Here is a 25,944-nt window from a genome sequence, read left to right as displayed (position 1 = left end):
ATAATTATTTTCATTAATATTATCATTATTATTACATTTATGATAAATTAAAGACTATCCAATATCTTTTATCGTATCAGGAGTGTTGTATGCCATCTAACCACCGTACCCAAATTATAGGTAAGCTGTCTTTGACCACATTAAGCATTACCATCTTATCAGCATTAAGTACGCAAGCCATTGCCATTGAAAGGTACACCAGAACACAAGAAATCAACACCGCCAAAGAACATGATGACACAATTTTATTATCAAATGAGAGTACCATCACCATCAGTGAAGGCGGTTCACTGACATTAACATTACCCCAAGGAGAAGATGCCAGTACCACTAGAAAAGAAATTTTGATTGGTACGAGAGGCTATGATACCACCACTTTAGAGATACAAGGTGGTGGCGTGGTATCAGGAAGTAACATCAAACTTGGTATTGGGCGTGATGCAGTGGGTAAGGTAAATGTCAAAAACGGACAAACCTTAACCGCCAGTGAAGCATTGATTGTAGGAGGCATCGGCGGTGGTACAGGAGAGATTAACATCATAGGTGATGGGTCAAATGTTGCTGCTAAACATATCAATCTAGGACAAGAATATCATAGTACTGGCAGTGTCGTTGCAGATGACCATGCTATTGTCATGGCAACTGAAAGTTTAAGTGTTGGGGCAAATGGTACAAATGGTATTGGTAAATTAGACATTAAAAATAAATCAGAGTTATATTCAAATGTTTTAAACATAAACCATGGTAGTGTTAATATTGATAACGCCAGTCTTGAAATTAAAGACATTAACAAAACAGGCGATAATATCGCAAAATTTACTCTAACGGATAGTGCCTTAACTTTATCTGAGAAACCAACAAGTACGTTGTTTGATGGATTTAAAGATAGCGATACAGCAACTTTGAAAAATCTTACCATGATTAGCGACCATGATGCCACACTCAATGCAGTTGCTAAATTAACAGGAGAAACCTTTCACAAAAAAGGCACAGGCACGCTGAACATAGATGCTAACAGCAAACAATGGACTGGCAATACCATCTTAGAATCAGGTACTTTAAAAATTAATGGTGATTATACTCTTGGAGCAAACCAAACATTACATCTGTCTTTAAATGATAAAAATGACTATGGCAAGCTCAACGTTACAGGCACAGCAGACATTAGTAACGGTGGGTTAACAATCAAAGCTCAAGATGCCATCAAACAGTTGCTCGATGGCAGCGTAAGGGATAATGACCATATATGGCAAAATATCATCAAAGCCAAAACCTTAAAAGGACAGTTTGCTAAAGAGGCATTTAACGTACTAGACAGCCAAGGCAATCAGATTGCCAACCCATTATTGACCTTAGATTATCAGGACAATGCGGTACATCTGACTACCAAGCTAAAATCTCCTGAAGTCAACCTAAGCAAAATGGCTAAAGACCAAAAACAATATTCTCTACTAAATCTAACGGAGACATTAGATGATTTTTTAGCTGACCCTAAAAACCCACTGGGTAATGCTTTAAATTTATACGCCCAAAACTTACAAAATCAAGGTAACATAAATCAAATTAACCAAACCATAGTTCAAATGCAACCAATAATTGGTGGAAAAGTAAATCATCTCATCGCACAATCACATCAATATGCCCCTTTGGCTTTGCATCACACACAACAAGGCAGTCACTTATGGGCGAACATCATTAATAACACAAGCTCTCAAGATAATCCAACTAATGGACTATTAGGATTTGATAAAACAGATAAAGGTGTCATGGCAGGTATTGATGGTAATTTTGGGCAGATTAAATTAGGTTTGATTCTTGGTAAGATATCCAGCCAAGTTGACAGCAAAAAATCACTTGCTTACCATGACCTAAAAGCCAAAACCACTCAGGCTATTTTCTATACAGGATTTCATAATGGCAATACCCAGTTACATGGCTATGTCGGTGGGGGTAAAAGCGATATTGATGCCACTCGCAAACTCACCTTATCCAATACCACCATTTCTACAAATGGCAAATATCAAGCCCATAGTAAACAAGCGGGTATTGGCGTATCATACCAAATAGGCACAAAAGATAAGCACTTAACGCCCTTCGCTACGCTAGATTATGTTCAAGTCAATTCTCCTGCTTATCAAGAAACAGGCAATAATATCTTAAATTTACATGTTGATGATAACAGCCATAAAAGCTTGTATTCTATGTTTGGCATGCGATTTAAACAGCCTTTAAATCACGTTGTCTTTATAGATGGCATGTTGGCAGGTATGTTAGAAAATGGTAGTCGTCGCACGCAAACAACCACAGCCTTTGGTGTTAATCCAAATAAAAAATTTAGCATATCAGGTGATGACATTGCACAAACAAGCCTATTGGCAGGCATGGGGCTTGGCATGAACCTAACACCCAATATTAATATCACTTTAGATTATCAAGGGCAATGGCAAAAATCGCATAAAAGGCAACACATGGGGGTAAGCTTACACAGTCAGTTTTAACAAACAAGTTACCCTATATTGATGGTTTATAAGAACCTAGATATAGGGTAACAAGCATTTATTTCAAGCACTTATTTATTGTTTGTTCTCTGCACGCACCTTATCAATTAAAAAATCCACCACTTGCGGTACTTTTTCGCTTTCTCCTTGTACCACATATTTGCCATGCACCACCACCGCAGGCACACCTGTGAGGCCATATCGTTGTGAGGCTTCTTGAGTACGAGCAATGCGAGCGTTGACAGCAAATGAGTCATACAATCCAGAGAATTTGCCTTTATCCAGACCTTGAGCGGTATACCAGTTGGTTAAGGACGCTTTGTCAAAAGGACGTTCGTTGCCTTTGTGAATGGCATCAAATAGTTGGATATGGGTTTTGTCTTCATGGCCCATCAGTTGTGCAGCATAAAAGCCACGAGCGTTGGTTTCCCATACTGGGTTCATGGCGGCAGGGGTACGGAAAAATGCCACATCAGCAGGCTTGGATTTTAGCCACTTATCCATGTGTGGTTCAAGTGAATAGCAGTGTGGGCAACCATACCAAAAAAACTCACGCACCACCACGTTGTCGCCTTTGATGTTGTCTGGATTGTCTAATACATGGTAATCCGTGCCTTCTTGAAAGGTGGCGGCGTGGGCGGTGATGCCCACCATGCTGATGCCAACAGCCAAGGCGGTGGCGGCGAGATTAAAGGCAAGTTTCATAAATGCTCCTATGTTGTTTTGTGTCTAAATTTTGCATCAAGGTTTGATTTTGACGTTTTGTATTGACATACTCCCACCACCAAACCTAGCGGTAGGCGTGAGAATCCTTGCGACCCATAACAACCCAAGCTTAGATTGAGTTGTTACCCTTCGTCATGCCACCATCGCTGAATAGTATCGGCATGAGGGAACTCTTTACACAGTAGCAAGTCCTGCCACATCAGCTAACGCCTGCTTAGGTCGCTCCGTGCTTACATCTCCACCCAAATCAAAGATTATAGGTGGAGAATTACGCACGATGAGTTAAATTTTACAATATGATACCAGTTTAGGATAACCCATTTTGTCCATGATTTGCCGTAAAGAATTGTTGATGCTGCTTTTCTTGTTTGTCTCTGACATTCATTGATTTATTTGTGGTAGAAATTTGCTAGAATGATGACCATGTTCATAACCATTCTTGACAACCATATCAACCAAAATCAACCAAAGTCATCTTCTTGACAACCATTATGATGGAACACACCATGCACGTGTCTGATACCAATGTTAGTACCAATATTAATGCCAATGTTAATGCCAATGCTAATGCCAACGTTAATACCAATGTTGACAACAAAACTAATACCAACGTTAACACCAACGCCATGCCCAATGCTCATTCGGTCAATGTTGATGCTGCTGAAGTGGGTAAATTTACTCGTCTGGCAGATGAATGGTGGAGTCGACAAGGGGCATTTGCCACGTTGCATGACATCAATCCACTGCGGTTAAGCTGGATTGAAGACAAGGTGCGACACGTTTTAGGCAGTGGCTTGGCAGGCAAGCGGGTGTTAGATGTTGGTTGTGGGGGTGGCATCTTAGCAGAGTCCATGGCTCGCCGTGGGGCGGTGGTAACAGGGCTGGATTTGGGGGAAGAAAATCTAAAAGCCGCCAGCGTTCATGCTGGCAAAATAGGTTTGACGGACACCCTTGATTATCAACATGTTGCTGTTGAGACACTGGCTCAAAGTCAACCAGAGCAGTTTGACGTGGTGACTTGCATGGAAATGCTTGAGCATGTGCCAGACCCTGCCAGCATTGTGAAAGCATGTTTTGACTTATTAAAACCCAATGGGGTGTGCGTGCTGTCTACCATCAACCGAAATCCAAAAGCCTATCTGTTTGCCATTATTGGGGCAGAATATGTGCTAAGACTGTTGGACAAAGGCACACATGATTATGACAAATTCATTACCCCAGCTGAGCTTGACAGCATGGCAACGCATGCAGGATTTATCCGTCATGATTTGATTGGACTGCATTATAACCCACTGACCAAACGCTATTGGCTGGCACAAAATGTCGATGTCAATTATATGATGGCTGTCAAAAAATTGCCCTGATAAAGATAAAGAAATGACCTTGATAAAAAATCAACAATCTGTTTTGAGTAATCCATGATGAATCAACAATATATCAAAGCTGTGCTATTTGACTTAGACGGCACATTGATTGACACTGCCAATGATTTTATTCGCATCATTCAAGTGATGTGTGCCAAACACAATCACCCATGCCCTACGGATACTGCCATACGAGAGCAGGTGTCTGCAGGAGCAAAGGCAATGGTTAAATTGATGTTTGGCGAAGAATTGGCGAAAGTTGCTGATGATGACCCAAAAATACAGTCCTATCGTCAAGAGTTTTTAGACATTTATGAACAAGACATTTGTGTAGACAGCCAAATATTTGCAGGTCTGGATGATAAGCTCAAAGAATTAGAAAGACAAGGCACACCTTGGGGCATTGTTACCAATAAGCCCAGATATTTGGCAGAAAAACTGCTTGATGCACTGGGCTTGACTCATCGTTGTGCTGTCTTGGTCTGTCCTGATGACGTTGCCCGCAGTAAACCTGACCCAGAACCCATGTATTTGGCAATGGAAAAACTGGCGATGCCACGTGCCATGGCAGGCTCAATCATCTATGTGGGCGACCACCTTCGTGATATCCAAGCAGGCAATGCTGCTGGTATGATAACGGTTTTGGCGGCATATGGTTATCTGCCACCTGAAGATAAAGACAATCTGCCTGCTTGGCAAGCGGATTTTATCGTCAATACGCCAAAAGAGTTGGTAACGTTACTTGGCTCTAATCGCTTTGATTATTTATGATAGAATTTTATTTGATGGGGGCTTTTAAGAAAAATGACAATAACACATGATGACATTCGCAATTATCAGCCACAATCTCATTGTCTAAAAGGCAAAAATATCCTTGTAACAGGGGCAGGTGATGGCATTGGGCGTGTGGCAGCATTGACTTATGCACGTCATGGCGCAACGGTACTGTTGCTGGGTAAAACCACAAGTAAGTTAGAATGCGTTTATGACGAAATTGAAGATTTTGGTGGTGAGCAACCTGCCATTTTGCCCATGAACTTAGAGGGAGCAAGTCATGCAGAAATGCAACAGCTTGCCAAGCTCATCGGCAATGAAGTGGCACAGTTGCACGGCATTTTGCACAATGCAGGGACATTGGGGGCATTGACCCCATTGGAGATGTATGATGTGATTACCTTTGAACAGGTGATGAAAGTCAATTTCACCGCTCCATTCATGCTGACACAAGCGTTATTTGACTTATTAAAGTCTGCCAACCATGCGTCCGTGGTTTTTACCACAAGCTCTGTGGGGTCTGTGCCAAGGGCATTTTGGGGGGCGTATGCGCTGTCTAAGCAAGGCGTGGAGGGTCTTAGTGATATTTGGACACAAGAGACCAAAAGCACCACCAAACTGCGTTTTAATTGCCTAAATCCGGGGGCCACTCGTACCAACATGCGAGCCCATGCTTATCCGGGTGAAAATCCCATGACTTTAAAAACACCTGAAGAGTTGATGCCTGCTTATGTGTGTTTGATGAGTGATGACAGCATCGACGTCAAGGGTGAGGTGATTGACTTGCAGCCCAAAAAAGTTCAATAATCCGTGGCAAATTTTCATACCCATGTGAGCGTGGGTTTTGTGGTCAGTGGCGTGTTGGCGTTGCTCAGCTTTAAGGCAGGCACAATATCGGACAATGAATTTGCCACCGCCACCTTAATTGGTACGGTTGGCAGCTTGCTGCCTGACATTGATTCGGACAAGTCAACCCCAGCCAAAATGGGGTTTAATCTGCTGTCAATTATGGTGGTGTTTGCGGTATTGAGCCATTGGCGAGAGCAGTTATCGTTTATCGCCATGCTCATCACTTGGGCGGTGGGCTATGTGCTGGTGCGTTATGGGTTATTTTGGGTATTTGGTCGGGTAACGGTGCATCGGGGCATGATTCACTCAGTACCATTTATGGCATTGCTGGGGCTGGCATTGGTTTGCTTAAACTTTTATGGCTTTGCCAATTCGGCATTCATCAGTTGGTTTTATGGCAGCATGCTGTTTTTGGGCAGCCTTGTGCATCTGATTTTAGATGAATTGTACAGTGTCAATCTGCTGGGGCTAAAAATAAAACGCTCTTCAGGCACAGCGATGAAGTTTTATCAATCCAAATACCCATGGCGGTATGCGATTTTATATGCTTTGGTCGCCACATTATGGTTTGTTACCCCTTCATTTGGTCAATTTTGGGCAACGCTCAGCGATTCAATCAGTTGGCTGTTGGTAAAAAAAGCGATGATTTAGTCATCGCCTTTGTGAGTCTATCAAATCAATCACGTTCGTCTATCAATGAATGCTGTCAAAATGATGACAGATGGCAAAATAAAATGATGTTAATCCCTTGCCAAGGCAAATAACGCCTGCCCATATTCAATTTTATCACCATCATTCGCCAATATATCGGTGATTTGCCCCGAAATATTGGCGGTAACTGGCAACATCTTAACGGTGGACTGGACATAGGCAAGGGTTTGCCCTTTGCTCACGGTATCGCCCACTTTTACCAAAACGGAGGTGACATCATCGGCACGCAGTCGTAAATAGCCCACATGATTGGCAGCAATGATGCGACCTGTGTCCACATCTCGAGTGTTGGCAATCTGCCCACCCAACCCGCCTGATGGTTCGCTATTTGCTTTGCTTTTGCTGTTTGACCGCTTGTTTTGAGATTTTTGGGGTGTGCTTGCCAAAAATGGGCTGTTATTTGAATTGTTATTTGAATTGTTTGAGCGACTTGGCTGAGCCAATGACGTCATTGGCTGCGGTGTGGTCCATTTGTTAATCTGTAAAGACTGTTGTCCATCACTGATGCTCAAGCTTTGAATGGGCGATTGATTCACCAAATTGACAATGTGTTGTACTTGCTGAATGTCGATGTTCATCACACTTCCTTATCTGTTTTACTTGCCTTATCAGATTAACCTGTCAAGCCCAAATACTTAGCGATGGTCATGGCACTTAAGATGCTCATGGCAATGGCAATCAACCAACCAAAAAAGGCAATCCATTTTGGGTGCTGATAATCGCCCACAATGTTACTTCGATATGCGGCAATCAGCACGATGATTAGGGCGATGGGCAATACCAAGCCATTTAATGTCCCCACCAACACCAACACCGTGGCAGGCTTACCGATGGTTGAGAACACCAAGGTCGATACAGCAATAAAGCCAATGATAAAATAACGACTGTTATCACGGATGATGGGGTGTAAGTTGGTCATGAATGACACAGATGTGTAGGCACAACCAATCACTGAGGTGATGGAAGCAGCCCAAATGACCATGCCAAAGATGATTTGTCCCACATGACCAAGCACATGGCTAAATGGGGTCAGTGCTGGGTTGCTTGGGTCAAGTTTAACTCCTTGGCTGACCACTCCCAATACCGCTAAAAACAAAAACACACGCACGATGGAGGCGATGATGATGCCTGTTACTGAGCTTTTGGTAACTTCGCTTAAGTTTTCTTGCCCACTGATGCCAGCATCTAACAAACGATGAGCCCCTGAAAAAGTGATGTATCCGCCAACCGTGCCACCAACCAACGTAACAATCGCCATCGCATCTAAGGTATCAGGCATAAAGGTTTTGACCGTTGCTTCTGCCACAGGTGGCTGAGACTGGAACATCACATAAATGACCAACATGATTAAGATAAAGCCCATAAGCTGAGCAAATCTATCCATAAGTGAGCCAGCTTCTTTGCTCAAAAAGATGGCAACGGCAATCACACCACTAATCAATGCCCCGACAATCGGCGATAAGCCAAACATGGACTCCATGCCAAGCCCCGCCCCACCGATGTTACCGATATTAAACGCCAAGCCACCCATGATGATGAGCAACGACAGCAGATAGCCCACCCCCGGAAAGACCCTGTTGGCAAGCTCTTGAGCCCTTAAGCGAGACACCGCCACCACTCGCCAAACATTGAGTTGTACGCCAATGTCCATGATGATGGACAGCAAAATCACAAAACCAAAACTAGCAAGCAGTGATTCGGTGAAGGTGGCGGTTTGGGTCAAAAAGCCTGGCCCAACCGCTGAAGTTGCCATCAAAAATGCCGCCCCTAAAATGGCGGATTTATTAGCGGTATTGAGTTTGTGTGGTTGCATAAACAATCCTTTGTCTGTACGTGTGGGATATAAGATATAAAGCTAAATCGCCAACGGCTTGATGGCGATGCCATGCTGTTGCAATGCTTGCTTGATTTTCTTGGCAAAGGCGATGGCGTGTTCGTTATCGCCATGCAAGCAGATGCTGTCAATCTGGGTGCTTAGTGTTTTTCCTGACTCAGTGATGATGTGACCTGCCTGCACCATACCAAGGACTTGTTGTACCGCTTCTTCTTCGTTGGTGATGACGGCGTGTGGCTTGGTTCGAGACACCAACGTGCCTGCATCGGTGTAGCGACGGTCAGCAAAGGCTTCACGAATGACCGCCACGCCCAACGACTCGGCAACGGCAATCATCTGACTGCCAGCCAGCCCCATCAGTGCCAGCTCTGGGTTAAAAGCTTTTAGCTGTTTGACCAAAATTTCTGCCAAATGTTCATCACTGGCGGCTTGATTATACAACGCCCCATGTGGCTTGACATAAGCCAGTTTAAGACCGTGCAAGTCACACATGGCTTGCATTGCCCCAAGCTGATAGCTCATCAAAGCGTGATAAGCGTCGGCGTTTAACTGTTGTGCCACTCGACCAAAATTGGCCCTGTCATCTAGGCTTGGGTGGGCCCCCACTTGCACGCCGTGATGTTTGGCAAATTGCAAGGTTTGATGAATGTCAGCAACCGACCCAGCATGCAGTCCACAGCAGATGTTGGCGGAGCTGATGATGCTCATCAGTCGCTCATCTTGACCACACCCTTCGGCAACGTCAGCATTTAAATCAATGGACAGTGTGGGTGTTTTGGGGTTGGCATGGCTTGTGGTATCAGTTGGCATTGGCATATCTCCGAATTCTATCAATATAAAGCAGTCGCTGATTGCGAGCAATGATGGCATCACCCAGCGACACCACAGCAAACCGACACGTCTGCCCAAAACGGGTCTGAGCAAGCAACCCCAAATCTGCTTCAATCACTGAGGCAATTTTAGGGTAGCCCCCTGTGGTCTGAGCGTCTGCCATCAATACAATTGGCTGACCATTGGGCGGTACTTGTATCATGCCCACATCAACTCCGTGCGAGGGCATTTGTAGTTCTGACTTGAGCGTTAGGGAATGATTGCCCTCTAGGCGATAGCCCATACGGCTGCTTGATGGCAACAGCTTGTAGGCTTGGCTTTCCAACTGCTGATGGGCGTTGGCGGTAAAAGCATCGTATTCACTGTTTTTACTGATGCGGATTGTGTCTTGAGCAGGCAGGCTGGCAATGCCAATGGTGGCAAGCTCAAACTGATCGGTCAGCTCAAAATCATCTCCTGCCTGTAGCAACCGTCCTTGATAACCACCAAATCCTGCTTGAATGTCGGTACTGGCAGACCCCAGAACCGACTGCATGTTTAAACCACCTTGTATGCACAGATAACCATGCAAACCTGTGACCGCCCTTTTAAGCTCCAGCGTTTGCCCTGCGTGGGCTTGCACACGCCAATAATTACGAATTTGCTCACCGTCCAGATAGGCTTCATATTGGGCCCCTGTCAGACAAAAACTCACCTGACAATCAAAACTTAAGGTTACCACCGCCATGGTCAGTTCAATGGCTGGGGTGTTGGTTGGGTTTTTGAGTAAGGCGTTACCTGCCATCAGTGACCAAGCGTCCATTGCCCCATTACGACGGATTCCTTGACTGCGATGACCGATTCGCCCCAAATCTTGTACACTACAGATGCCTGTCAGTTTGTCTATTCTCATGCTATTATCCTTTAATTGGCAGTCGTTTGGTCAAAAACTCCTTTAATTGACACGCCCTTCATCAATAATTTGAATCGCCACAAACTGTAAACGGTCACCTGCTTGTAAGCGAGTGGGAGGGGTGGCATGAATGTCAAATAATTTGTCATCGGTACGACCCAACAGTTGCCAGCCCCCAGGTGAAGCAAAAGGATAGACCCCTGTTTGTTGCCCACCGATACCAACCGACCCTGCTGGCACTTTGGTGCGAGGGTTGGCGTGCCTTGGTAAATGTAAGTGTTCAGGCAGACCGCCCAAATACGGAAAACCAGGTTGAAAGCCCATAAAATACACGGTATAAATTGGCTTTGTGTGGGCTTCGACCAGCTCGGCTGGGGTCATGCCTAAATATTTGGCACTGTCCACCAAATCAGGACCTGCCTCACCACCATAGATGACAGGGATTTTAATGATGTCTTTGGTGTCTTTGCACTCATCACCGCCCAAAAACTCACTGATGTCTAAGGCATTGAGTTTTTTTTGTAGTTGTTGTAGCTCAAGCAAGCTTAACGAGTGGGTATAGACAGTTAGGGCGTTCATGCCTGGCACAACTTCCAACACACCTTGCATCGCTTGGATATGTGGTTGCAATGCCCAGCAAGCTTGTTGGTTAACTAAGTTGGCGGCTTGTCCTGCTTGCTTTTTGTCCAATGGGTCAATAAAAAAGCCAATCAAACAATGGGCATTGCTGATTTTAAAATGAAGCTTGGCTTTCGCTGATGCTTTGCTGACAGGTTTGCTTGGTGGTTTGGTGGGTGATTTGGGTTGTAAGCTGTCTTGCGGTGGCGTTTTTATGGTGTCTTTTTGAATCTGTGCCATGATGAATGTTCCCTATCGTGCGTGTGGCTGTCATTTGGCTGTTGTGTGGTTGTCATGATTTTCTAACCAATGGCTAAGATAGTGGATACTTGTGCCACCTTGCCCAAAATTTTCATCAGCAAACAACGCTTGATGCAACGCCTTGTTGTGTTGAATGCCATCAATGGACAGCTCATTTAGAGCAGCTTGCATTTTTTTGAGGGCGGCATCACGGCTGTGGTCATGAATGCACAGTTTGCCTATTAAGCTGTCATAACTGGTGGGAATGCGATAGCCTGCATACAGATGTGTGTCCATACGCACCCCAAAACCTGCTGGAAAATGGCACGCACTCACCACCCCAGGGCTTGGCAATGACGTGAACGGATGCTCAGCGTTAATGCGACATTCAAAGGCATGTCCTATCAGCTCAATGTCAGACTGTTGATAACTGAGTACTTCGCCTGTCCCTACTCGGATTTGCTCACGCACAATGTCGATGCCTGTAATCAGCTCAGTGATGGGATGCTCAACCTGAATGCGTGTGTTGACTTCGATAAAGAAAAATTCACCATCTTCATATAAAAACTCAAACGTGCCTGCCCCAACATACCCCATCTGCTGGCAGGCAGTAACACACGCTTGCCCAATCTGCTCTCGTTGCTCTTTGGTGATGTCAGGAGCAGGGGCTTCTTCGATGACTTTTTGGTGGCGACGTTGCATGGAGCAGTCTCGCTCACCCAAATGAATGGCGTTGCCAAAACGGTCAGCCAACACTTGAATTTCGATGTGGCGAGGTTTTTTTAGGTAGCGTTCAAGGTACACCACAGGATTGCCAAAGGCAGTGTTGGCCTCGTTTTTGGTCATGGTTACCGCAGACAGCAGTTTGGCTCTGTCTTCAACCACCCTCATGCCCCGACCACCGCCACCACCAGCGGCTTTGATGATGACTGGATACCCCACTTGGTCGGCGATGCGTTCGATTTCGTCATCGTCATCGGGCAACGCCCCTTTTGACCCTGGTACCACAGGCACACCAGCGGCAATCATGGTCTGCTTAGCAGCGACTTTATCACCCATTTTGCGAATGCAGTCTGATGGTGGTCCGATGAATATCAGCCCTGCCCGTTCTACCCGCTCGGCAAAGTCGGCATTTTCGGACAAAAAGCCATAACCAGGATGAATCGCCCCAGCCCCTGTGATTTCAGCAGCAGAAATGATGGCATCATGATTAAGGTAGCTGGCACTCGCCTTGGCAGGTCCGATGCACACGCTTTCATCAGCAAGTTTGACAGGCAAAGAATCACGGTCAGCGTCAGAATGCACCACCACCGATTGGATACCCATTTGTTGGCAAGCTCGGACAATGCGTAAGGCAATCTCACCCCGATTGGCAATCAATATTTTGTTAAACATCGCTATACCCCTGTTGGCTGTAGTTCAAAGAGCGTCTGCCCATATTCGACCATATCGCCGTCATTGACGGTGATGTGTTGGATTTTGCCTGCTTGCTCAGCTTTGACTTCGTGTAATATTTTCATGGCTTCAACAATGCACAAGGTGTCGCCCACTGCCACATCATCGCCTTCGTTAACAAAAGGGGGTGTGTCAGGTTCGGCACTGCGATAAAACGTACCAACCATGGGCGAAGTGACGGTGATGATATTGGTAACATCAGCACTGGAGATGGCAGGGCTTGATGTGCTTGGATTTGACGCATTTGGATTTAAATTGTCTGAGCAAGAGACATCAGAAGCAGACATGTGTGAAGCAGACACAGTAGGGGCGGTCGCATCTAAAGATGATGGGGTGTGGGCTTGATGGTGTTGGGGCGCCACCAAACTCGATGCGGTGTTAAAGGCGGGCAGTAACGTAAATATGGGCGACTGACAGATGATGCTGATGCGTTGGTCGCCATCGCTTATCTCAAGCTGTCCAATGTTGGCATTCTCAGCAATGGCGATGAGTTGCTTAAGTTGGGTTAAGTCAATGTCCATATTGGTGTCCTAATCGTCATGGTAATGTGGTGATGTGGATGATGGTGATTTTTCTGCACTATAGCATGTTGCTCATATAATTGTATAGACAAGTTGGCAAAGATTGCTTGGCAAAGATGGCATCGATTGTACCAATATGACCATGACCCATCACACGCTTGCTCCCACTTGCCTGGCCAAAGTAATGCCATCATCAATGCTTAGGTATGTTTTTTTGCTGGGTAGGTCTTGGTGAACCATGCGTCCTTGTCGGAAGATAAGGCACTCATTAACCGCAAGCTGTTGCCATTGTTCATTGTTGGTTAATGGTATGGTGGTGATGATGGTAACGCAATCGGTGGCTGATGTGACGTCTTTAAAGTTAATGGACAAATCATCATCAGCAAGTCTGGCTTCACCAAAGGGCGCTTTGCGTGTCAAATAAAACAACAAACTGCCTGCATAAGCCAAATGCCAATCACCGTTAGAGATTAGACAGTTAAATAATCCACCAACGGATAGGTAGCGACATTGGGCAATGAGAAAGGCAAATAATCTGGTGTCGTCAGGGCGGTGTTTAAAGGTGGACTTTAGCCGATTGAGTAGGTAGCAAAATACCAGCTCTGAATCGGTATCCCCAACAGGCTGGTAGTATTGGGCGTTACCGTTCGCATTGAGTCGATGCAGGCGGTTGATGAAGTCGGCGCTCATCTGCCCATTATGGGCAAATGCCCATTGCTCTCCCCACACTTCTCGCACAAAAGGATGAATATTGGCAAGTCCATGACCCCCTGTGGTTGCCTTGCGAATATGGGCAATCACATTCATTGCTTCAATGGGATAATGATTCACCAAATCAGCCACAGGCGATAAATGGCTGGGTTTATCATCATGAAACTGACGAAGCCCAATATCACCCAATGCTGTCCGCTCAAAAAACGCAACGCCAAAGCCATCTTCATGATGGTCAGTAAGTCCGCCACGCTTTCTAAACCCTGTAAAGCTAAATCCAATGTCGGTGGGGGTGTTGGCATTCATTCCAAGCAGTTGACACATGATTATTGCACCTTTGCCCAATGATGACTTGCCAAGCGTTTCATCAAGTCGGGATTTTTGACCATGATGTTATCACCTGTGCGTCCTTGTTCACGGTTGTAATAAATGACATTTAGTCGCAAAAGCCAAAAAATGGTGGCAGAGTAGGCAAGCATCACAGGCAAGGCGGTTTTTTCGTTGTCCGTTAAGGGGCGGACACTCTCATAGCCATCTATAAAAGCAGTCATTTTGTCCGTGTTAAAATTCACGCTCTCGCCGTCATTGGCATTGCCCCATGTGGTACAAAAATCGTTGATGGTGATGGCAATGTCCATCAGATAATGCTCAACAGACACCTCGGTAAAATCAAGCAGTCCTGTCAGCTTTGGTGTATCACCCGTAAAATCCCACAGCGTATTATCTGCAAACATGTCCAAATGGCACAAGCCTTTGGGCAAACCACCATGTGCCACATCGCTGTTGGTTACATCGTTTTTAGTTACATCGCTTTTAATCACATTGTCATACGCCTGCCAAATGTCATTCATTAATTTGGCTTCGTCTTTTGGCATAAACTTGGTTTCACGGTCTTTGACCAAATGCCAAGGATACAGCGCCACGCCATAATGCTCAGCAGGGATAAGTGTTTGTAAGCCATCATGCAACGTTGCCAACGCTTGCCCCATTTGCATGCACATATCAGATGTGATGTGGGTGGGGTGATTGCCTGATAACTTTGGGGCAAGGGTAATGGCTTTGTTGTCAAAATAGAGCAAAAACTCACCATTATTGGCTTTAAGAGGGGTGGCAACAGGCAGCTTGTCTTTGAGTTTGTTTAGGATAATTGCCATTTTTTGAATTTCATGCGGTTTACGTTCTTCAAATAAAGTAAACACAAAAGATGGCTCATTTGTTTTATCATGGGTGGTTTGAATGAACCAATTTGAATTTTTGATGCCTTGAGTAATGGGTGTGGCATGGGCAAAATCCACGCCAAATGCTTGACAAAATTCGATGAACTGCTGTTCAGATAACTGGGTATATACCGACATGAGCTGTCCTAAATTGATAAAATATGACAATACAAAATATGATAGTATTTGGCATCATTATACGGATAAAACACAATATGTTTTGAATTTATTTTGCCTTGGATTGAGTTTGCTTAGAGAACACCCTAAGCATGATTAGCATTTGCAAGATAATATCAAGCAATCCAATAATGAACAACTGGACGTGTGGACGTGATTGATAAAGACATTTTGGCATCGATGGCAACACAAGACCCAACCACCAACCACTAAAAAGTATGTCAATAACATGATTCGTCATTTCATGAATTTTAACCTATCCTGCATAATTCTCCACCCATAATCTTTGATTTAGGTGGGGATGAGCACAGGCGACCTAAGCAGGGCGTTCTTGTTTTTCGATATATTGTCTAATGGCATCAATCATAGCACCACCAGTAGTCAGCAAACAATATGCCCCAGTCCAAAGTACAGGCTTCCAGTAAAACTTTGCCATTAGTTGATTATTCATGATTGCCACTTAAATAAAAATAATGCTAAATTATACCCATATTTCAAAAAGTTAGCTGTTGCTTGTATTCATGAAAAAGTACGCAACCAGCGTTTAGACTTACACCATAAAGTCACGCATAAACTGATTTGCGAAAACCAAGCTACCAGTCATGCAATTGAATATTTAGGTGTAAAAAACATGGTAAAGAACCATAAAAAGCAAGCATTAGCTGATGTGGCAGGACTTGCTACTGTGTAAAGAGTTCCCTCATGCCGATACTATTCAGCGATGGTGGCATGACGAAAGGTAGCAACTCAATCTAAGTTGGGGTTGCTATGGGTCGCAAGAATTCCCCTACCATAACCGCTAGGTTTGGTGGTGGGAGTATGTCAAAACAACCTAAAACAGTTTGAGATACCCATGCTAGCCAAACGCATTATTCCCTGCCTAGATGTTGACAACGGTCGTGTGGTCAAAGGCGTACAATTTATTGACATTAAAGACGCAGGTGACCCTGTGGAAGTTGCCAAGCGTTATGATGAACAAGGGGCGGACGAGATTACTTTTTTGGACATCACCGCCACCCACCACGGACGTGATACCACTTACCATACGGTTGAACGAATGGCTCAAACGGTTTTTGTACCGCTGACCGTGGGCGGTGGTGTGCGCCAAATGGTGGACATTCGCACTCTACTCAATGCTGGAGCGGATAAAGTGGCGATTAATTCAGCTGCCGTATTTACCCCTGACTTTGTTGGTGAAGCAGCTGACCGTTTTGGCAGTCAATGTATTGTGGTGGCAATAGATGCCAAACGGGTAAGCGACATAAACCAGCAACCCCGTTGGGAGATTTTTACCCATGGCGGACGCAAAGCCACAGGCATTGATGCGGTTCAATGGGCAAGCAAGATGGCACAGCTTGGGGCAGGTGAGATACTCATCACCAGCATGGACGGTGATGGCACACGCCAAGGCTATGACTTGATGTTGATGCAAGCCATCACCGACAGTGTGACTGTCCCTGTGATTGCTTCAGGCGGTGTGGGTAATTTGCAACATCTGGCAGATGGCATCATACAAGGTGGTGCAGATGCCGTATTAGCGGCCAGTATCTTTCATTTTGGCGAATTCACAGTGGGCGAAGCCAAACGCTTTATGGCAAAACAAGGCATACCAATGCGATTGTAGTTGACCGTCGTTAATTGACCGCTGTTAGTTGACAATCATTCCACGCTTTTTTTAGTCTATTTATGAGTTTGTTTGATACGGTAACATACATGGTTACATATTGTTACATATCTTGTAACGTACATTTACATTCCTAGTTGAACGCTTTAAAATAGCGGATTATCCGTTTTTTATCGCCAGTTTTTTACACGCTATTTTTTTCATACGCCATTTTTATACGTTAAGTTTTATACATTTAAGTTTTATTCACTGAACCGATGCCATTTTATGACCAACACCATGACCAATTCATTAGAAGCATATTCCGATACCTTGACCGATTTAAATCAAGAGCAGTTTGATAAATTTAGCCAAGATGCTCAAGTTTTGATTAACACAACAACCAATCCACAGGATTTGCAAACAGTGCGTGTCATATTGACAGGTAAAAAAAGCCATATCACCACATGGTCAAAACAAATGGGCAAGCTGTCTGCTGATGACAAAAAAAACTATGGACAATGGTTACATCAGCTACGCAGCGACATTCAGCAAGCACTTGATGAACAAAAACAAACACTAGATGCCATTACCTTACAACGTAAATTAACGCAAGAAAGCGTGGACATCACACTGCCAGCTCGTGGGCGTGAACGTGGACAATTACACCCCATCACGCTGACTGCCAGACGCATGCAACAGTTTTTTAAGCAAGCAGGCTTTAGCGTGGCGACAGGCCCTGAAGTGGAGAATGACTATTATAATTTTGAGGCATTGAACATTCCTGAGCATCACCCTGCTCGTGCCATGCACGATACCTTTTATTTTGATGCCCATTATTTGTTACGCACCCATACCAGTAACGTACAGATACGCACAATGCAAAACAGCACACCGCCCATTCGCATCATTTGCCCTGGGCGTGTGTATCGTCATGATTATGACCAAACACATTCACCGATGTTTCATCAGCTTGAGGGCTTAATGGTGAGTGAAAACAGTAACTTTGCTGAGTTAAAAGGGGTTATTCATGAATTTTTGAATGCCTTTTTTGCCAAAGAAGTCAGTGTGCGTTTTCGTCCGTCGTTTTTCCCATTTACCGAACCATCAGCGGAGGTGGATATTTTATCTGCCAGTGGCAAATGGTTAGAGGTGATGGGCTGTGGCATGGTGCATCCGCAAGTGTTAAAAAATTGTGGCATTGATTCAGATATGTATTCAGGCTTTGCCTTTGGTATGGGCATTGAGCGATTTGCCATGCTGTATTATGGCATTGATGACTTACGATTGTTTTATCAAAATGACTTAAGATTTTTAAGGCAGTTTGCTTAGTGTTTAAAAGGATAATCACCTTAAACAATCACCTTAAACAATCACCTTAAATAATTATCTTAAAATGAACAAATTTAGAGAAACTCAACGATGAAAATTAGTGAAAACTGGTTACGCCAGTGGGTGAGTCCCAATATTGATGGTGATGCCTTAGCCGAACAGCTGACCATGGCTGGGTTGGAAGTTGATGATAAATATGCCGTTGCCAAAGATTTTAATGGTGTGGTGGTGGCTGAGGTCATCAGTGTTGAACCACACCCAAATGCTGATAAACTAAAGGTTGCACAAGTCAATACAGGCAGTGAGCAAGTACAAATTGTTTGCGGAGCTCCCAATGTGCAGGTGGGCATGAAAGCCCCTTTGGCAACCATTGGTGCACAATTACCCAATCCAGATGGATCAAATGGCAAACCCTTTCAAATCAAAAAATCCAAACTTCGTGGCGTTGAATCACAAGGCATGCTGTGTGGTGGCAGTGAGATAGATTGCGATGATGGGGTAGATGGTCTGTTGCGCCTGCCAGATGATGCCCCTGTTGGCATGGATATTCGTGAGTATTTGGGCTTAGATAACCAAGTGCTGGACATTTCTATCACGCCCAACCGTGGTGATTGTTTTAGCGTGCGTGGCATTGCTCGAGAGCTTGCAGTGATTAATAATTTACCATTGATTGTTCCCAAAATCACCACCCTAACGCCAATCCTACCTGATGCCCAAGATGTGCAAGTGATGGCAATTGAGCAATGCCCCCTATATTTGGCACAGCCTGTGCTGAATATTGACCGTGATGTTGCCACCCCAAAATGGATGCTAGATGCCTTGTTGCAGTCTGGGTTTCGCACACATAACTTTTTGGTAGATGTTACCAACTATGTGTTGATGGAGCTGGGTCAGCCTCTACATGCTTTTGATAAAGACCAAATTAACGGACAAATCGTGGTACGTCTTGCCAAACCGCAAGAACGTCTGACTTTACTCAATGACGATGACATCACATTGACAGGCGATGAGTTGGTGATAGCTGATGATAAAGGAGCGATTGCCTTGGCTGGTATCATGGGGGGCAAACGTACTGCCGTAACAGACACCACCACCAATGTGGTGCTAGAAAGTGCATTTTTTGCCCCATTGGCAGTTGCAGGGCGGGCTCGTCGCTTTGGTTTGCACACCGATGCGTCACAACGCTTTGAGCGGGGCGTAGACTTTGAGTTGCCACAGATGGCATTATCACGAGCAGTCCAATTACTCAAAGACATTGCTGGCGGTCAACTTGGTGTGGTGAGTGAAGTTAAAGTGCAAGATAAACTGCCCAAGCGACTTGCCATTGATTTAAGATTAGAGCAAGTACAAAAATTGCTTGGCGTTGATATTGAGCGCTCAGAAATTGAGCGAATTTTAAAGCAACTTGGGCTTATTGTGACAGACAACAAAACCCATCTGCAATGCACGCCACCATCTTGGCGTTATGATTTGAGCTTGCCAGAAGATTTGATTGAAGAGATTGCTCGCATTCATGGTTATGACAACATCAGCAATCAGTTGCCTAGGCTGATGGTTAACATGCGATATGATGACCATGATGATCGGTTGTTTGACTTAAAGATGCGTTTGGTTGAAGCAGGATATGCCGAAGCGGTGACGTTTAGTTTTAGTGATGCCAAGCTTGAGCAAACACTCAATGATGATGATTTAGGAGCGATGCTGACACTTGCCAATCCAATTTCAAGTGATTTGGCGGTGATGCGTCGTACTTTGTTGTCTAGCCTACTGCCAAGTGTGCAGTTTAATCTAAATCGCCAACAATCACGAGTGCGTCTTTTTGAAACTGGACTCACTTTTGTCGGTTCGAATGTGGCACAGTTGAAGCAAACGCCAAGCATTGCCTTGGTGGCGGTTGGTACGGCAGAATCAGAACGCAATGCGTCCATGAACACCAGCCGTACGATGGATTTTTTTGATTTAAAACATGACATTGAGCGTCTACTTCCCAACAACTGGGTTAATGTTGGTGCTGGCCACAATGGTGAAACATCATCACGTCTGATGTATCAACGTAGCCAGTGGGCATTTTTGCACCCAGGGCAGAGTGCCGATATCTATGTGAATGGTCAAGCGATTGGGTGGTTAGGACAGCTACACCCAAGCATTGCCAATGCTCTGGATTTACCAACCACATGGGTGGCACAGCTGGCAAGTGATGCATTGATTGAGTTTGGCAAAGACACCATCCACATCACTCCTTTAAGCAAATTTCCCCAAGTACGGCGTGATATTGCCATCTTAGTGAATGCAGACATTGCCTTACAGTCATTAACTGACACCATCAGACAGTCAGCAGGAGAATTGTTGGTGGATTCTTGGTTATTTGATGTTTACGCAGGTGAACATGTGCCAACAGGGCAACGTTCATTGGCGTTTGCCTTAGTGTATCAAGACATCAATAATACGCTAGATGATGTGTCAGTAGCCACCTTAACACAAACCGTTGTGGAAGCGTTGATAAAAGAGCATCAAGCAGTGTTGCGAGACAGCTAACCTTAACCTTGCATTAACTTTTTGCAAGGTTGATATTAACTTTTGATAAGCAACATCATGGCAATTAACATATGGCAACATATCAATGATAAAGCAGAGCAAAAAACAGAGCAAACAGAGCAAACAGAGCAAAAAACAGAGTAATCAAAGTCAAACATGGATATCCTAACATGGGCACCCTAACAAAGATGGACTTGATTGAAAGCTTGATGTCTGAGCAAGGTCTGACCAAGCAAGAAGCCCGTTGTGTGGTGAACACAGTGTTTGAACAGATGGCAGAGATTTTGATTGAAGGCAAAGACATACGTCTGTCTGGTTTTGGTAATTTTGAGCTAAAAGACAAAACGCCCAGACGGGGGCGGAATCCGAAAACGGGCGAAGAAGTCACCATTTCAGCTCGGCGTGTGGTAACTTTTAGAGCTGGGCAAAAATTACGCACATGTATTGACCAGTGTATTGATGAGCAGGTGATTGGTCAATAACCCATTAAACCTTATTAGCCAACCCCATCATTGCATGTGCTTGTAAGTACATGTGCTTGTAAGTAAGTGTCAATCAACGCTTGCTTCATTTGCCAGTCGCTTGGTGCGAGCGATGTCGTGCATTTTTTTTGCCAATCGAATGTCATGACTGGTGATGCCATTGACATCGTGGGTGGTGAGTTGTATTTTTACCAAATTATAATGATGATGCCAATTGGGATAATGCCCCAAACTTTCGGCATAAAATGCCACTTCGGTCATAAAGCTGATGGCTTGCACAAAGTCAGCAAATTGATAGGTAATGCTGATGGCATTACCGTCTTTGACCCAACCCATTAAATCTTGTAATTGTAAGGCAACTTGGTCATCGGTTAAGTGGCTCATAAAGGAACTCCAAGGCATTGCTTTTATTGTGGGTTGGTGGGTTATTTGAGTAATTTTTGATATTTGGGGTGCTTGTTGATATAGTGAGCGACAAACGAACAGTGTGGGATTATTTTTTTGTTTTGTTCATCAGCATAATCAAGGGCATGTTTGACCAGTTGTGAGCCAATACCTTGACCGCTTAATAAGTCAGGCACGATGGTATGGTCATATGTCAAAGTATCGTCTGATGCTTGATAGCTGATATAAGCAGTTTGACCATCTTGGATAAGCTCAAAACGGTTGGCTTGGTGGTTGTGCGTGATGTCGGTCATGTTCATGTCCTTAAATGGTGGCTTTCTTTCGATTCATATTTGATTATACTTCTTTGTAACCCAGTGTTTCAACCATTGAAGACGCTTGATAAAAAGCCACCTAATGTTGTGATTTAGGTGGCTGTTATTGTTTGATATTTATGATTGGTCATTGATTTAACCTGTTATCAATGACCAAAGAATGACCAATGGCTTATAAAAAGCTGGGCAGATGGCGAGCAGGGTCGGTCTCACGGGCATTTTTGGCATCTTCAACCGTAAGGCCTAACGCTTTGGCCACACCCATGGCATAATCAGGGTGGCATTTATCGCAATTACGGATATGGCGGTATTTAATAAAATCAGGGGCATCGCCCATCGCACGAGCCGTATTACCAAACAACGCCTGTTTTTGCTCATCGCTCATCAACTCAAACAAGGCTCTGGGTTGGCTAAAATAATCATCATCATTCTCACGATAATCCCAAAACTTAGCATCGCCATGAATTTTTAATGCTGGTTCTGCCAAGTGTGGCTGGTCTTGCCATTGTCCAAAGCTGTTTGGTTCATAATGTGGTCGTCCGCCATAATTATCACCCACTCGCCCTTGTCCATCTCTTTGGTTTGAGTACACAGGACAGCGTGGGGCATTCACTGGAATTTGGTTACGATTGACACCCAAGCGATAACGCTGGGCATCAGCATAGTTAAATAGGCGTGCTTGAAGCATGCGGTCAGGGGACACACTGATACCCGGGACTAGGTTGCTTGGGGCAAAAGCGGATTGTTCAACATCTAAAAAGAAGTTTTCAGGGTTTTTATTTAACTCAAACTCACCCACTTCAATGAGCGGATAGTCGCCTTTTGGCCACACTTTGGTTAAATCAAATGGGTGATAAGGCACAGTTTGGGCATCGGTTTCTGGCATGATTTGCACATACATTGTCCATTTTGGGAAATCGCCACGCTCAATGGCATCAAACAAATCACGCTGATTGCTCTCACGGTCTTTACCAACCACCATTTCAGCTTCGGCATCGGTTAGATTTTCAATGCCTTGTTGGGTGCGAAAGTGAAATTTGACCCAAAAGCGTTCATTATCAGCATTGATAAAACTATAAGTGTGCGAGCCAAAGCCGTGCATATGACGGTAAGATTTAGGAATGCCACGGTCGCTCATCACAATGGTAACCTGATGAAACGCCTCTGGCAGTAGTGTCCAAAAATCCCAGTTATTGGTGGCAGAACGCATGTTGGTGCGTGGGTCTCGTTTGACCGCTTTATTTAAATCAGGGAATTTTTTTGGGTCTCTTAAAAAGAAAACAGGCGTGTTATTACCCACCATGTCCCAATTACCCTCTTCGGTATAAAATTTTAAGGCAAAACCACGAATATCACGCTCAGCATCAGCCGCCCCCCGCTCACCTGCCACGGTGGTAAAACGAGCGAACATCTCAGTTTTTTTGCCCACTTCGCTAAAAATCTTAGCACGAGTGTATTGGGTGATGTCGTGGGTTACCGTGAATGTGCCAAATGCCCCTGAACCTTTGGCGTGCATGCGACGTTCTGGAATGACCTCACGGGCAAAGTCGGCAAGTTTTTCGTTGAGCCATAAATCTTGGGCAAGCAGCGGCCCTCTTGCACCTGCGGTCATTGAATTTTGGTTGTCAATAACAGGCGCGCCATTACTCATGGTCAAGTTGGTATGGTCATAAGGGCATTTCATATTTTGCATGGTGTTCTCCACTTTAGGTTTCATGACTTTAAGTTTTATCATGTTGGGTCTATCGATGTAGACAAGCTCACGTAACTTTTTTACGTAATTTTTTACATAACTTTCTCACGCACCTTTTTATTAATAAAGACTTTTCATTAATAAAAACTTTTAATAAAGCTGTTGATAAACTTGATACATGAGCAATGCCATACTTTTATTATAGTTATTTATTATGAATTTGAAAAATTTAATTATTTCATAAATTAGATTTGTTTTTTTAAACATACAAGACTCAATCCATCTGTAAAAGATTGCTCTTGCTTGGTAACAATGTAATAATAGCAACAATGTCATAACAGCGAATGTCATAACAGCGAATGTCATAACAGCGAATGTCATCAACAATATGTCTTGGTATCTAAAACATTGATGATGACTAAAATTGATGATGACCAAATAAAATATAACCGAATGCAAATAGGTAACATACTTATGGCTCAATACATTTACACCATGAACAATGTGTCAAAACTCATTCCACCCAAGCGTGAAATTCTTAAAAACATCAATTTATCCTTCTTCCCAGGAGCAAAAATTGGTGTTTTGGGTTTGAATGGGGCGGGTAAATCCACCTTATTACGCATCATGGCAGGGGTTGATACTGATTATTCAGGAGAAGCTCGTCCACAACCTGGCATTAAAGTGGGCTATCTGCCACAAGAGCCACAACTTGACCCAAATAAAGACGTGCGTGGTAATGTGGAAGATGGTGTGCGTGAAGCTTTAGATGCTTTAGACCGCCTTAATGAAATCTATGGTGAATATGCGCTGCCAGATGCCAATTTTGACAAACTGGCAGAAGAGCAAGGCAAAATGGAAGACATCATCACTGCTTGGGACGCTCACAACCTAAATACCCAACTCGAAAAAGCTGCCGATGCCTTGCGTCTACCACCTTGGGACGCAGATGTCAGCAAGTTATCAGGCGGTGAAAAACGCCGTGTTGCCCTGTGTCGTCTGCTGTTGTCTAAGCCTGATATGTTGTTGCTTGATGAGCCAACCAACCACTTAGATGCCGAAAGTGTCGCTTGGCTTGAGCATTTTTTGCATGACTATTCTGGCACAATTGTAGCGATTACCCACGATCGATATTTTTTAGATAATGTTGCCCAATGGATACTTGAGCTTGATCGTGGTCATGGTTATCCTTACCAAGGCAACTATACCGAATGGCTTGAACAAAAAAATAAACGCCTAGAAGAGCAACAAAAGCAAGAAGAAGCCTTTGCTAAAGCCTTAAAAAAAGAGTTGGAATGGGTTCGCAAAAACCAAAAAGGACAGCAAGCCAAGTCCAAATCTCGTCTGCAACGCTTTGAAGAATTGAACTCAAAAGAATTCCAGCAACGCAACGAAACTGCCGAAATTTATATTCCACCAGGACCCCGTTTGGGCAATAAAGTCATTGAAGTTAATAACATCTCAAAATCTTTTGGCGATCGTTTGTTATACGAAAACCTAAGCTTTGTTGTGCCACCGATGGCGATAGTTGGTATTATCGGTCCTAACGGAGCGGGTAAGACCACATTATTTAATATGATTACTGGCAAAGACATGCCAGACTCAGGCTCAGTTGAATTGGGTGAGAGTGTGAAAGTCGCTTATGTTGGGCAAGTGCGTGATGAGCTTGACGACAATAAAACCGTATGGGAAGAGGTTTCTGACGGTTTGGACATGATTACCGTTGGTGAATACACCACACCTAGCCGTGCTTATATTGGACGCTTTAACTTTAAAGGGCAAGACCAACAAAAACGAGTGGGGAGCTTATCAGGGGGTGAGCGTAATCGTTTGCAACTTGCCAAAACCTTAAAACAAGGGGCGAATGTCTTGTTGCTCGATGAGCCATCAAATGACCTTGATGTTGAGACTTTGCGTGCTTTAGAAGAAGCAGTGGAGGTATTTCCTGGCACGGTCATGGTGGTGTCGCATGACCGTTGGTTCTTAGACCGCATTGCCACGCACATTTTGGCATTTGAAGAAGAAGGTCCAGTTTGGTTTGATGGGAACTATTCAGAATATGAAGCCTACCGTAAGAAACAGTTGGGCGATGATGCCACGCCCAAGCGTGTGAAACATCGTAAGATTGGTAATTAATGTAAGATTGGCAATTAATCTTATTG

The 25,944-nt window shown here is 44.3% G+C and carries 25 protein-coding genes; 11 read left to right on the top strand and 14 right to left on the bottom strand.

Annotation, left to right across the window (positions count from 1 at the left end):
• The first annotated feature begins 89 nt into the window (after positions 1 to 89).
• Positions 90 to 2,498 (top strand): autotransporter family protein, encoded by a 2,409-nt coding sequence (locus B0682_RS06905; RefSeq protein ID WP_078307710.1) that lies wholly within the window; start codon positions 90 to 92, stop codon positions 2,496 to 2,498.
• Between the two features lie 75 nt (positions 2,499 to 2,573).
• Here the strand turns inward: B0682_RS06905 and B0682_RS06900 are convergent, their stop codons facing one another.
• Complete coding sequence (locus B0682_RS06900) at positions 2,574 to 3,203, bottom strand: thiol:disulfide interchange protein DsbA/DsbL (protein WP_078307709.1); 630 nt, start codon at positions 3,201 to 3,203, stop codon at positions 2,574 to 2,576.
• A gap of 647 nt (positions 3,204 to 3,850) precedes the next feature.
• Between B0682_RS06900 and ubiG the strand changes: the two genes are divergently transcribed.
• The 4 genes from ubiG to B0682_RS06880 are packed head-to-tail and all read left to right on the top strand — an operon-like array spanning position 3,851 to position 6,862.
• A complete protein-coding gene (gene ubiG, locus B0682_RS06895; RefSeq protein WP_078307789.1) occupies positions 3,851 to 4,588 on the top strand; it encodes a bifunctional 2-polyprenyl-6-hydroxyphenol methylase/3-demethylubiquinol 3-O-methyltransferase UbiG in 738 nt (245 codons plus the stop codon).
• A gap of 57 nt (positions 4,589 to 4,645) precedes the next feature.
• The gene (locus B0682_RS06890) at positions 4,646 to 5,359 is read left to right on the top strand and encodes an HAD family hydrolase (RefSeq protein WP_078307787.1); all 714 of its coding nucleotides are present in this window, start codon (positions 4,646 to 4,648) and stop codon (positions 5,357 to 5,359) included.
• A 33-nt stretch (positions 5,360 to 5,392) separates the two neighbouring features.
• Positions 5,393 to 6,169, top strand: a complete 777-nt coding sequence (locus B0682_RS06885) for a YciK family oxidoreductase (protein WP_078307707.1) — start codon at positions 5,393 to 5,395, stop codon at positions 6,167 to 6,169.
• Between the two features lie 3 nt (positions 6,170 to 6,172).
• Positions 6,173 to 6,862 carry a metal-dependent hydrolase gene (locus tag B0682_RS06880; protein ID WP_078307706.1) on the top strand — a complete coding sequence of 230 codons (690 nt, stop codon included), beginning with the start codon at positions 6,173 to 6,175 and terminating at the stop codon, positions 6,860 to 6,862.
• Between the two features lie 89 nt (positions 6,863 to 6,951).
• Here B0682_RS06880 and B0682_RS06875 read toward each other — a convergent pair whose 3' ends face one another.
• From B0682_RS06875 to B0682_RS06825, 10 genes are all read right to left on the bottom strand, one after another.
• Positions 6,952 to 7,500 carry an acetyl-CoA carboxylase biotin carboxyl carrier protein gene (locus B0682_RS06875; protein WP_078307704.1) on the bottom strand — a complete coding sequence of 183 codons (549 nt, stop codon included), beginning with the start codon at positions 7,498 to 7,500 and terminating at the stop codon, positions 6,952 to 6,954.
• Between the two features lie 35 nt (positions 7,501 to 7,535).
• Positions 7,536 to 8,735, bottom strand: coding sequence for an NRAMP family divalent metal transporter (locus B0682_RS06870; protein WP_078307703.1), 1,200 nt, complete (start codon positions 8,733 to 8,735; stop codon positions 7,536 to 7,538).
• A gap of 42 nt (positions 8,736 to 8,777) precedes the next feature.
• Positions 8,778 to 9,566, bottom strand: a complete 789-nt coding sequence (gene pxpA / locus B0682_RS06865; protein ID WP_078307701.1) for a 5-oxoprolinase subunit PxpA — start codon at positions 9,564 to 9,566, stop codon at positions 8,778 to 8,780.
• On the bottom strand, positions 9,556 to 10,479 hold the full coding sequence (locus B0682_RS06860) for a 5-oxoprolinase subunit C family protein (RefSeq protein ID WP_078307700.1): 924 nt from the start codon (positions 10,477 to 10,479) through the stop codon (positions 9,556 to 9,558). The genes pxpA and B0682_RS06860 overlap by 11 nt, the downstream gene beginning before the upstream one ends.
• 42 nt (positions 10,480 to 10,521) lie before the next feature.
• Positions 10,522 to 11,337 carry a 5-oxoprolinase subunit PxpB gene (gene pxpB, locus B0682_RS06855; RefSeq protein WP_078307698.1) on the bottom strand — a complete coding sequence of 272 codons (816 nt, stop codon included), beginning with the start codon at positions 11,335 to 11,337 and terminating at the stop codon, positions 10,522 to 10,524.
• Positions 11,338 to 11,367: 30 nt separating this feature from the next.
• Entirely contained in the window at positions 11,368 to 12,732 is a 1,365-nt protein-coding gene (gene accC / locus B0682_RS06850; RefSeq protein WP_078307697.1) for an acetyl-CoA carboxylase biotin carboxylase subunit, read from the bottom strand.
• A 2-nt stretch (positions 12,733 to 12,734) separates the two neighbouring features.
• On the bottom strand, positions 12,735 to 13,313 hold the full coding sequence (locus B0682_RS06845; protein WP_078307695.1) for an acetyl-CoA carboxylase biotin carboxyl carrier protein: 579 nt from the start codon (positions 13,311 to 13,313) through the stop codon (positions 12,735 to 12,737).
• Positions 13,314 to 13,463: 150 nt separating this feature from the next.
• Positions 13,464 to 14,348: a class II glutamine amidotransferase gene (locus tag B0682_RS06840; protein ID WP_078307694.1), complete on the bottom strand. Its 885-nt coding sequence runs from the start codon at positions 14,346 to 14,348 to the stop codon at positions 13,464 to 13,466.
• Positions 14,349 to 14,350: 2 nt separating this feature from the next.
• Positions 14,351 to 15,379 (bottom strand): homoserine kinase, encoded by a 1,029-nt coding sequence (locus B0682_RS06835; RefSeq protein WP_078307693.1) that lies wholly within the window; start codon positions 15,377 to 15,379, stop codon positions 14,351 to 14,353.
• A 355-nt stretch (positions 15,380 to 15,734) separates the two neighbouring features.
• On the bottom strand, positions 15,735 to 15,869 hold the full coding sequence (locus B0682_RS06825; RefSeq protein WP_078307690.1) for a transposase: 135 nt from the start codon (positions 15,867 to 15,869) through the stop codon (positions 15,735 to 15,737).
• Between B0682_RS06825 and B0682_RS09755 the strand changes: the two genes are divergently transcribed.
• The 5 genes from B0682_RS09755 to B0682_RS06800 all read left to right on the top strand — a co-directional run bounded on the left by B0682_RS09755 (position 15,858) and on the right by B0682_RS06800 (position 21,370).
• A complete protein-coding gene (locus B0682_RS09755; protein WP_078307688.1) occupies positions 15,858 to 16,109 on the top strand; it encodes a transposase in 252 nt (83 codons plus the stop codon). The genes B0682_RS06825 and B0682_RS09755 overlap by 12 nt on opposite strands.
• 162 nt (positions 16,110 to 16,271) lie before the next feature.
• Complete coding sequence (gene hisF / locus B0682_RS06815; RefSeq protein WP_078307687.1) at positions 16,272 to 17,042, top strand: imidazole glycerol phosphate synthase subunit HisF; 771 nt, start codon at positions 16,272 to 16,274, stop codon at positions 17,040 to 17,042.
• A gap of 279 nt (positions 17,043 to 17,321) precedes the next feature.
• Positions 17,322 to 18,353, top strand: coding sequence for a phenylalanine--tRNA ligase subunit alpha (gene pheS, locus B0682_RS06810; protein ID WP_205760116.1), 1,032 nt, complete (start codon positions 17,322 to 17,324; stop codon positions 18,351 to 18,353).
• Between the two features lie 90 nt (positions 18,354 to 18,443).
• The gene (gene pheT, locus B0682_RS06805) at positions 18,444 to 20,888 is read left to right on the top strand and encodes a phenylalanine--tRNA ligase subunit beta (protein WP_078307684.1); all 2,445 of its coding nucleotides are present in this window, start codon (positions 18,444 to 18,446) and stop codon (positions 20,886 to 20,888) included.
• A 170-nt stretch (positions 20,889 to 21,058) separates the two neighbouring features.
• Positions 21,059 to 21,370, top strand: coding sequence for an integration host factor subunit alpha (locus B0682_RS06800; protein ID WP_078307682.1), 312 nt, complete (start codon positions 21,059 to 21,061; stop codon positions 21,368 to 21,370).
• Positions 21,371 to 21,439: 69 nt separating this feature from the next.
• Here the strand turns inward: B0682_RS06800 and B0682_RS06795 are convergent, their stop codons facing one another.
• From B0682_RS06795 to B0682_RS06785, 3 genes are all read right to left on the bottom strand, one after another.
• Positions 21,440 to 21,754: a 4a-hydroxytetrahydrobiopterin dehydratase gene (locus B0682_RS06795; protein ID WP_078307681.1), complete on the bottom strand. Its 315-nt coding sequence runs from the start codon at positions 21,752 to 21,754 to the stop codon at positions 21,440 to 21,442.
• A 41-nt stretch (positions 21,755 to 21,795) separates the two neighbouring features.
• Positions 21,796 to 22,068 carry a GNAT family N-acetyltransferase gene (locus B0682_RS06790; protein WP_078307679.1) on the bottom strand — a complete coding sequence of 91 codons (273 nt, stop codon included), beginning with the start codon at positions 22,066 to 22,068 and terminating at the stop codon, positions 21,796 to 21,798.
• A gap of 193 nt (positions 22,069 to 22,261) precedes the next feature.
• Positions 22,262 to 23,782 (bottom strand): catalase, encoded by a 1,521-nt coding sequence (locus B0682_RS06785; protein WP_078307678.1) that lies wholly within the window; start codon positions 23,780 to 23,782, stop codon positions 22,262 to 22,264.
• 474 nt (positions 23,783 to 24,256) lie between these two features.
• Between B0682_RS06785 and ettA the strand changes: the two genes are divergently transcribed.
• A complete protein-coding gene (ettA, locus tag B0682_RS06775; RefSeq protein ID WP_078307786.1) occupies positions 24,257 to 25,918 on the top strand; it encodes an energy-dependent translational throttle protein EttA in 1,662 nt (553 codons plus the stop codon).
• Positions 25,919 to 25,944: the final 26 nt, after the last annotated feature.

Source organism: Lwoffella lincolnii (assembly GCF_002014765.1).
Lineage (GTDB): Bacteria > Pseudomonadota > Gammaproteobacteria > Pseudomonadales > Moraxellaceae > Psychrobacter > Psychrobacter lincolnii.
Note: the sequence above shows the minus strand (reverse complement) of the source record. Positions and strands in the feature narration are given on the sequence as shown.

Excerpts from the sequence above, each read along its gene's own strand:
- B0682_RS06905 (WP_078307710.1), top strand. The coding sequence starts at position 90 with ATGCCATCTAACCACCGTACCCAAATTATAGGTAAGCTGTCTTTGACC.
- B0682_RS06900 (WP_078307709.1), bottom strand. The coding sequence starts at position 3,203 with ATGAAACTTGCCTTTAATCTCGCCGCCACCGCCTTGGCTGTTGGCATC.
- ubiG (WP_078307789.1), top strand. The coding sequence starts at position 3,851 with ATGCCCAATGCTCATTCGGTCAATGTTGATGCTGCTGAAGTGGGTAAA.
- B0682_RS06890 (WP_078307787.1), top strand. The coding sequence starts at position 4,646 with ATGAATCAACAATATATCAAAGCTGTGCTATTTGACTTAGACGGCACA.
- B0682_RS06885 (WP_078307707.1), top strand. The coding sequence starts at position 5,393 with ATGACAATAACACATGATGACATTCGCAATTATCAGCCACAATCTCAT.
- B0682_RS06875 (WP_078307704.1), bottom strand. The coding sequence starts at position 7,500 with ATGAACATCGACATTCAGCAAGTACAACACATTGTCAATTTGGTGAAT.
- B0682_RS06870 (WP_078307703.1), bottom strand. The coding sequence starts at position 8,735 with ATGCAACCACACAAACTCAATACCGCTAATAAATCCGCCATTTTAGGG.
- pxpA (WP_078307701.1), bottom strand. The coding sequence starts at position 9,566 with ATGCCAACTGATACCACAAGCCATGCCAACCCCAAAACACCCACACTG.
- B0682_RS06860 (WP_078307700.1), bottom strand. The coding sequence starts at position 10,479 with ATGAGAATAGACAAACTGACAGGCATCTGTAGTGTACAAGATTTGGGG.
- pxpB (WP_078307698.1), bottom strand. The coding sequence starts at position 11,337 with ATGGCACAGATTCAAAAAGACACCATAAAAACGCCACCGCAAGACAGC.
- accC (WP_078307697.1), bottom strand. The coding sequence starts at position 12,732 with ATGTTTAACAAAATATTGATTGCCAATCGGGGTGAGATTGCCTTACGC.
- B0682_RS06845 (WP_078307695.1), bottom strand. The coding sequence starts at position 13,313 with ATGGACATTGACTTAACCCAACTTAAGCAACTCATCGCCATTGCTGAG.
- B0682_RS06840 (WP_078307694.1), bottom strand. The coding sequence starts at position 14,348 with ATGTGTCAACTGCTTGGAATGAATGCCAACACCCCCACCGACATTGGA.
- B0682_RS06835 (WP_078307693.1), bottom strand. The coding sequence starts at position 15,379 with ATGTCGGTATATACCCAGTTATCTGAACAGCAGTTCATCGAATTTTGT.
- B0682_RS06825 (WP_078307690.1), bottom strand. The coding sequence starts at position 15,869 with ATGAATAATCAACTAATGGCAAAGTTTTACTGGAAGCCTGTACTTTGG.
- hisF (WP_078307687.1), top strand. The coding sequence starts at position 16,272 with ATGCTAGCCAAACGCATTATTCCCTGCCTAGATGTTGACAACGGTCGT.
- pheS (WP_205760116.1), top strand. The coding sequence starts at position 17,322 with ATGACCAATTCATTAGAAGCATATTCCGATACCTTGACCGATTTAAAT.
- pheT (WP_078307684.1), top strand. The coding sequence starts at position 18,444 with ATGAAAATTAGTGAAAACTGGTTACGCCAGTGGGTGAGTCCCAATATT.
- B0682_RS06800 (WP_078307682.1), top strand. The coding sequence starts at position 21,059 with ATGGGCACCCTAACAAAGATGGACTTGATTGAAAGCTTGATGTCTGAG.
- B0682_RS06795 (WP_078307681.1), bottom strand. The coding sequence starts at position 21,754 with ATGAGCCACTTAACCGATGACCAAGTTGCCTTACAATTACAAGATTTA.
- B0682_RS06790 (WP_078307679.1), bottom strand. The coding sequence starts at position 22,068 with ATGACCGACATCACGCACAACCACCAAGCCAACCGTTTTGAGCTTATC.
- B0682_RS06785 (WP_078307678.1), bottom strand. The coding sequence starts at position 23,782 with ATGCAAAATATGAAATGCCCTTATGACCATACCAACTTGACCATGAGT.
- ettA (WP_078307786.1), top strand. The coding sequence starts at position 24,257 with ATGGCTCAATACATTTACACCATGAACAATGTGTCAAAACTCATTCCA.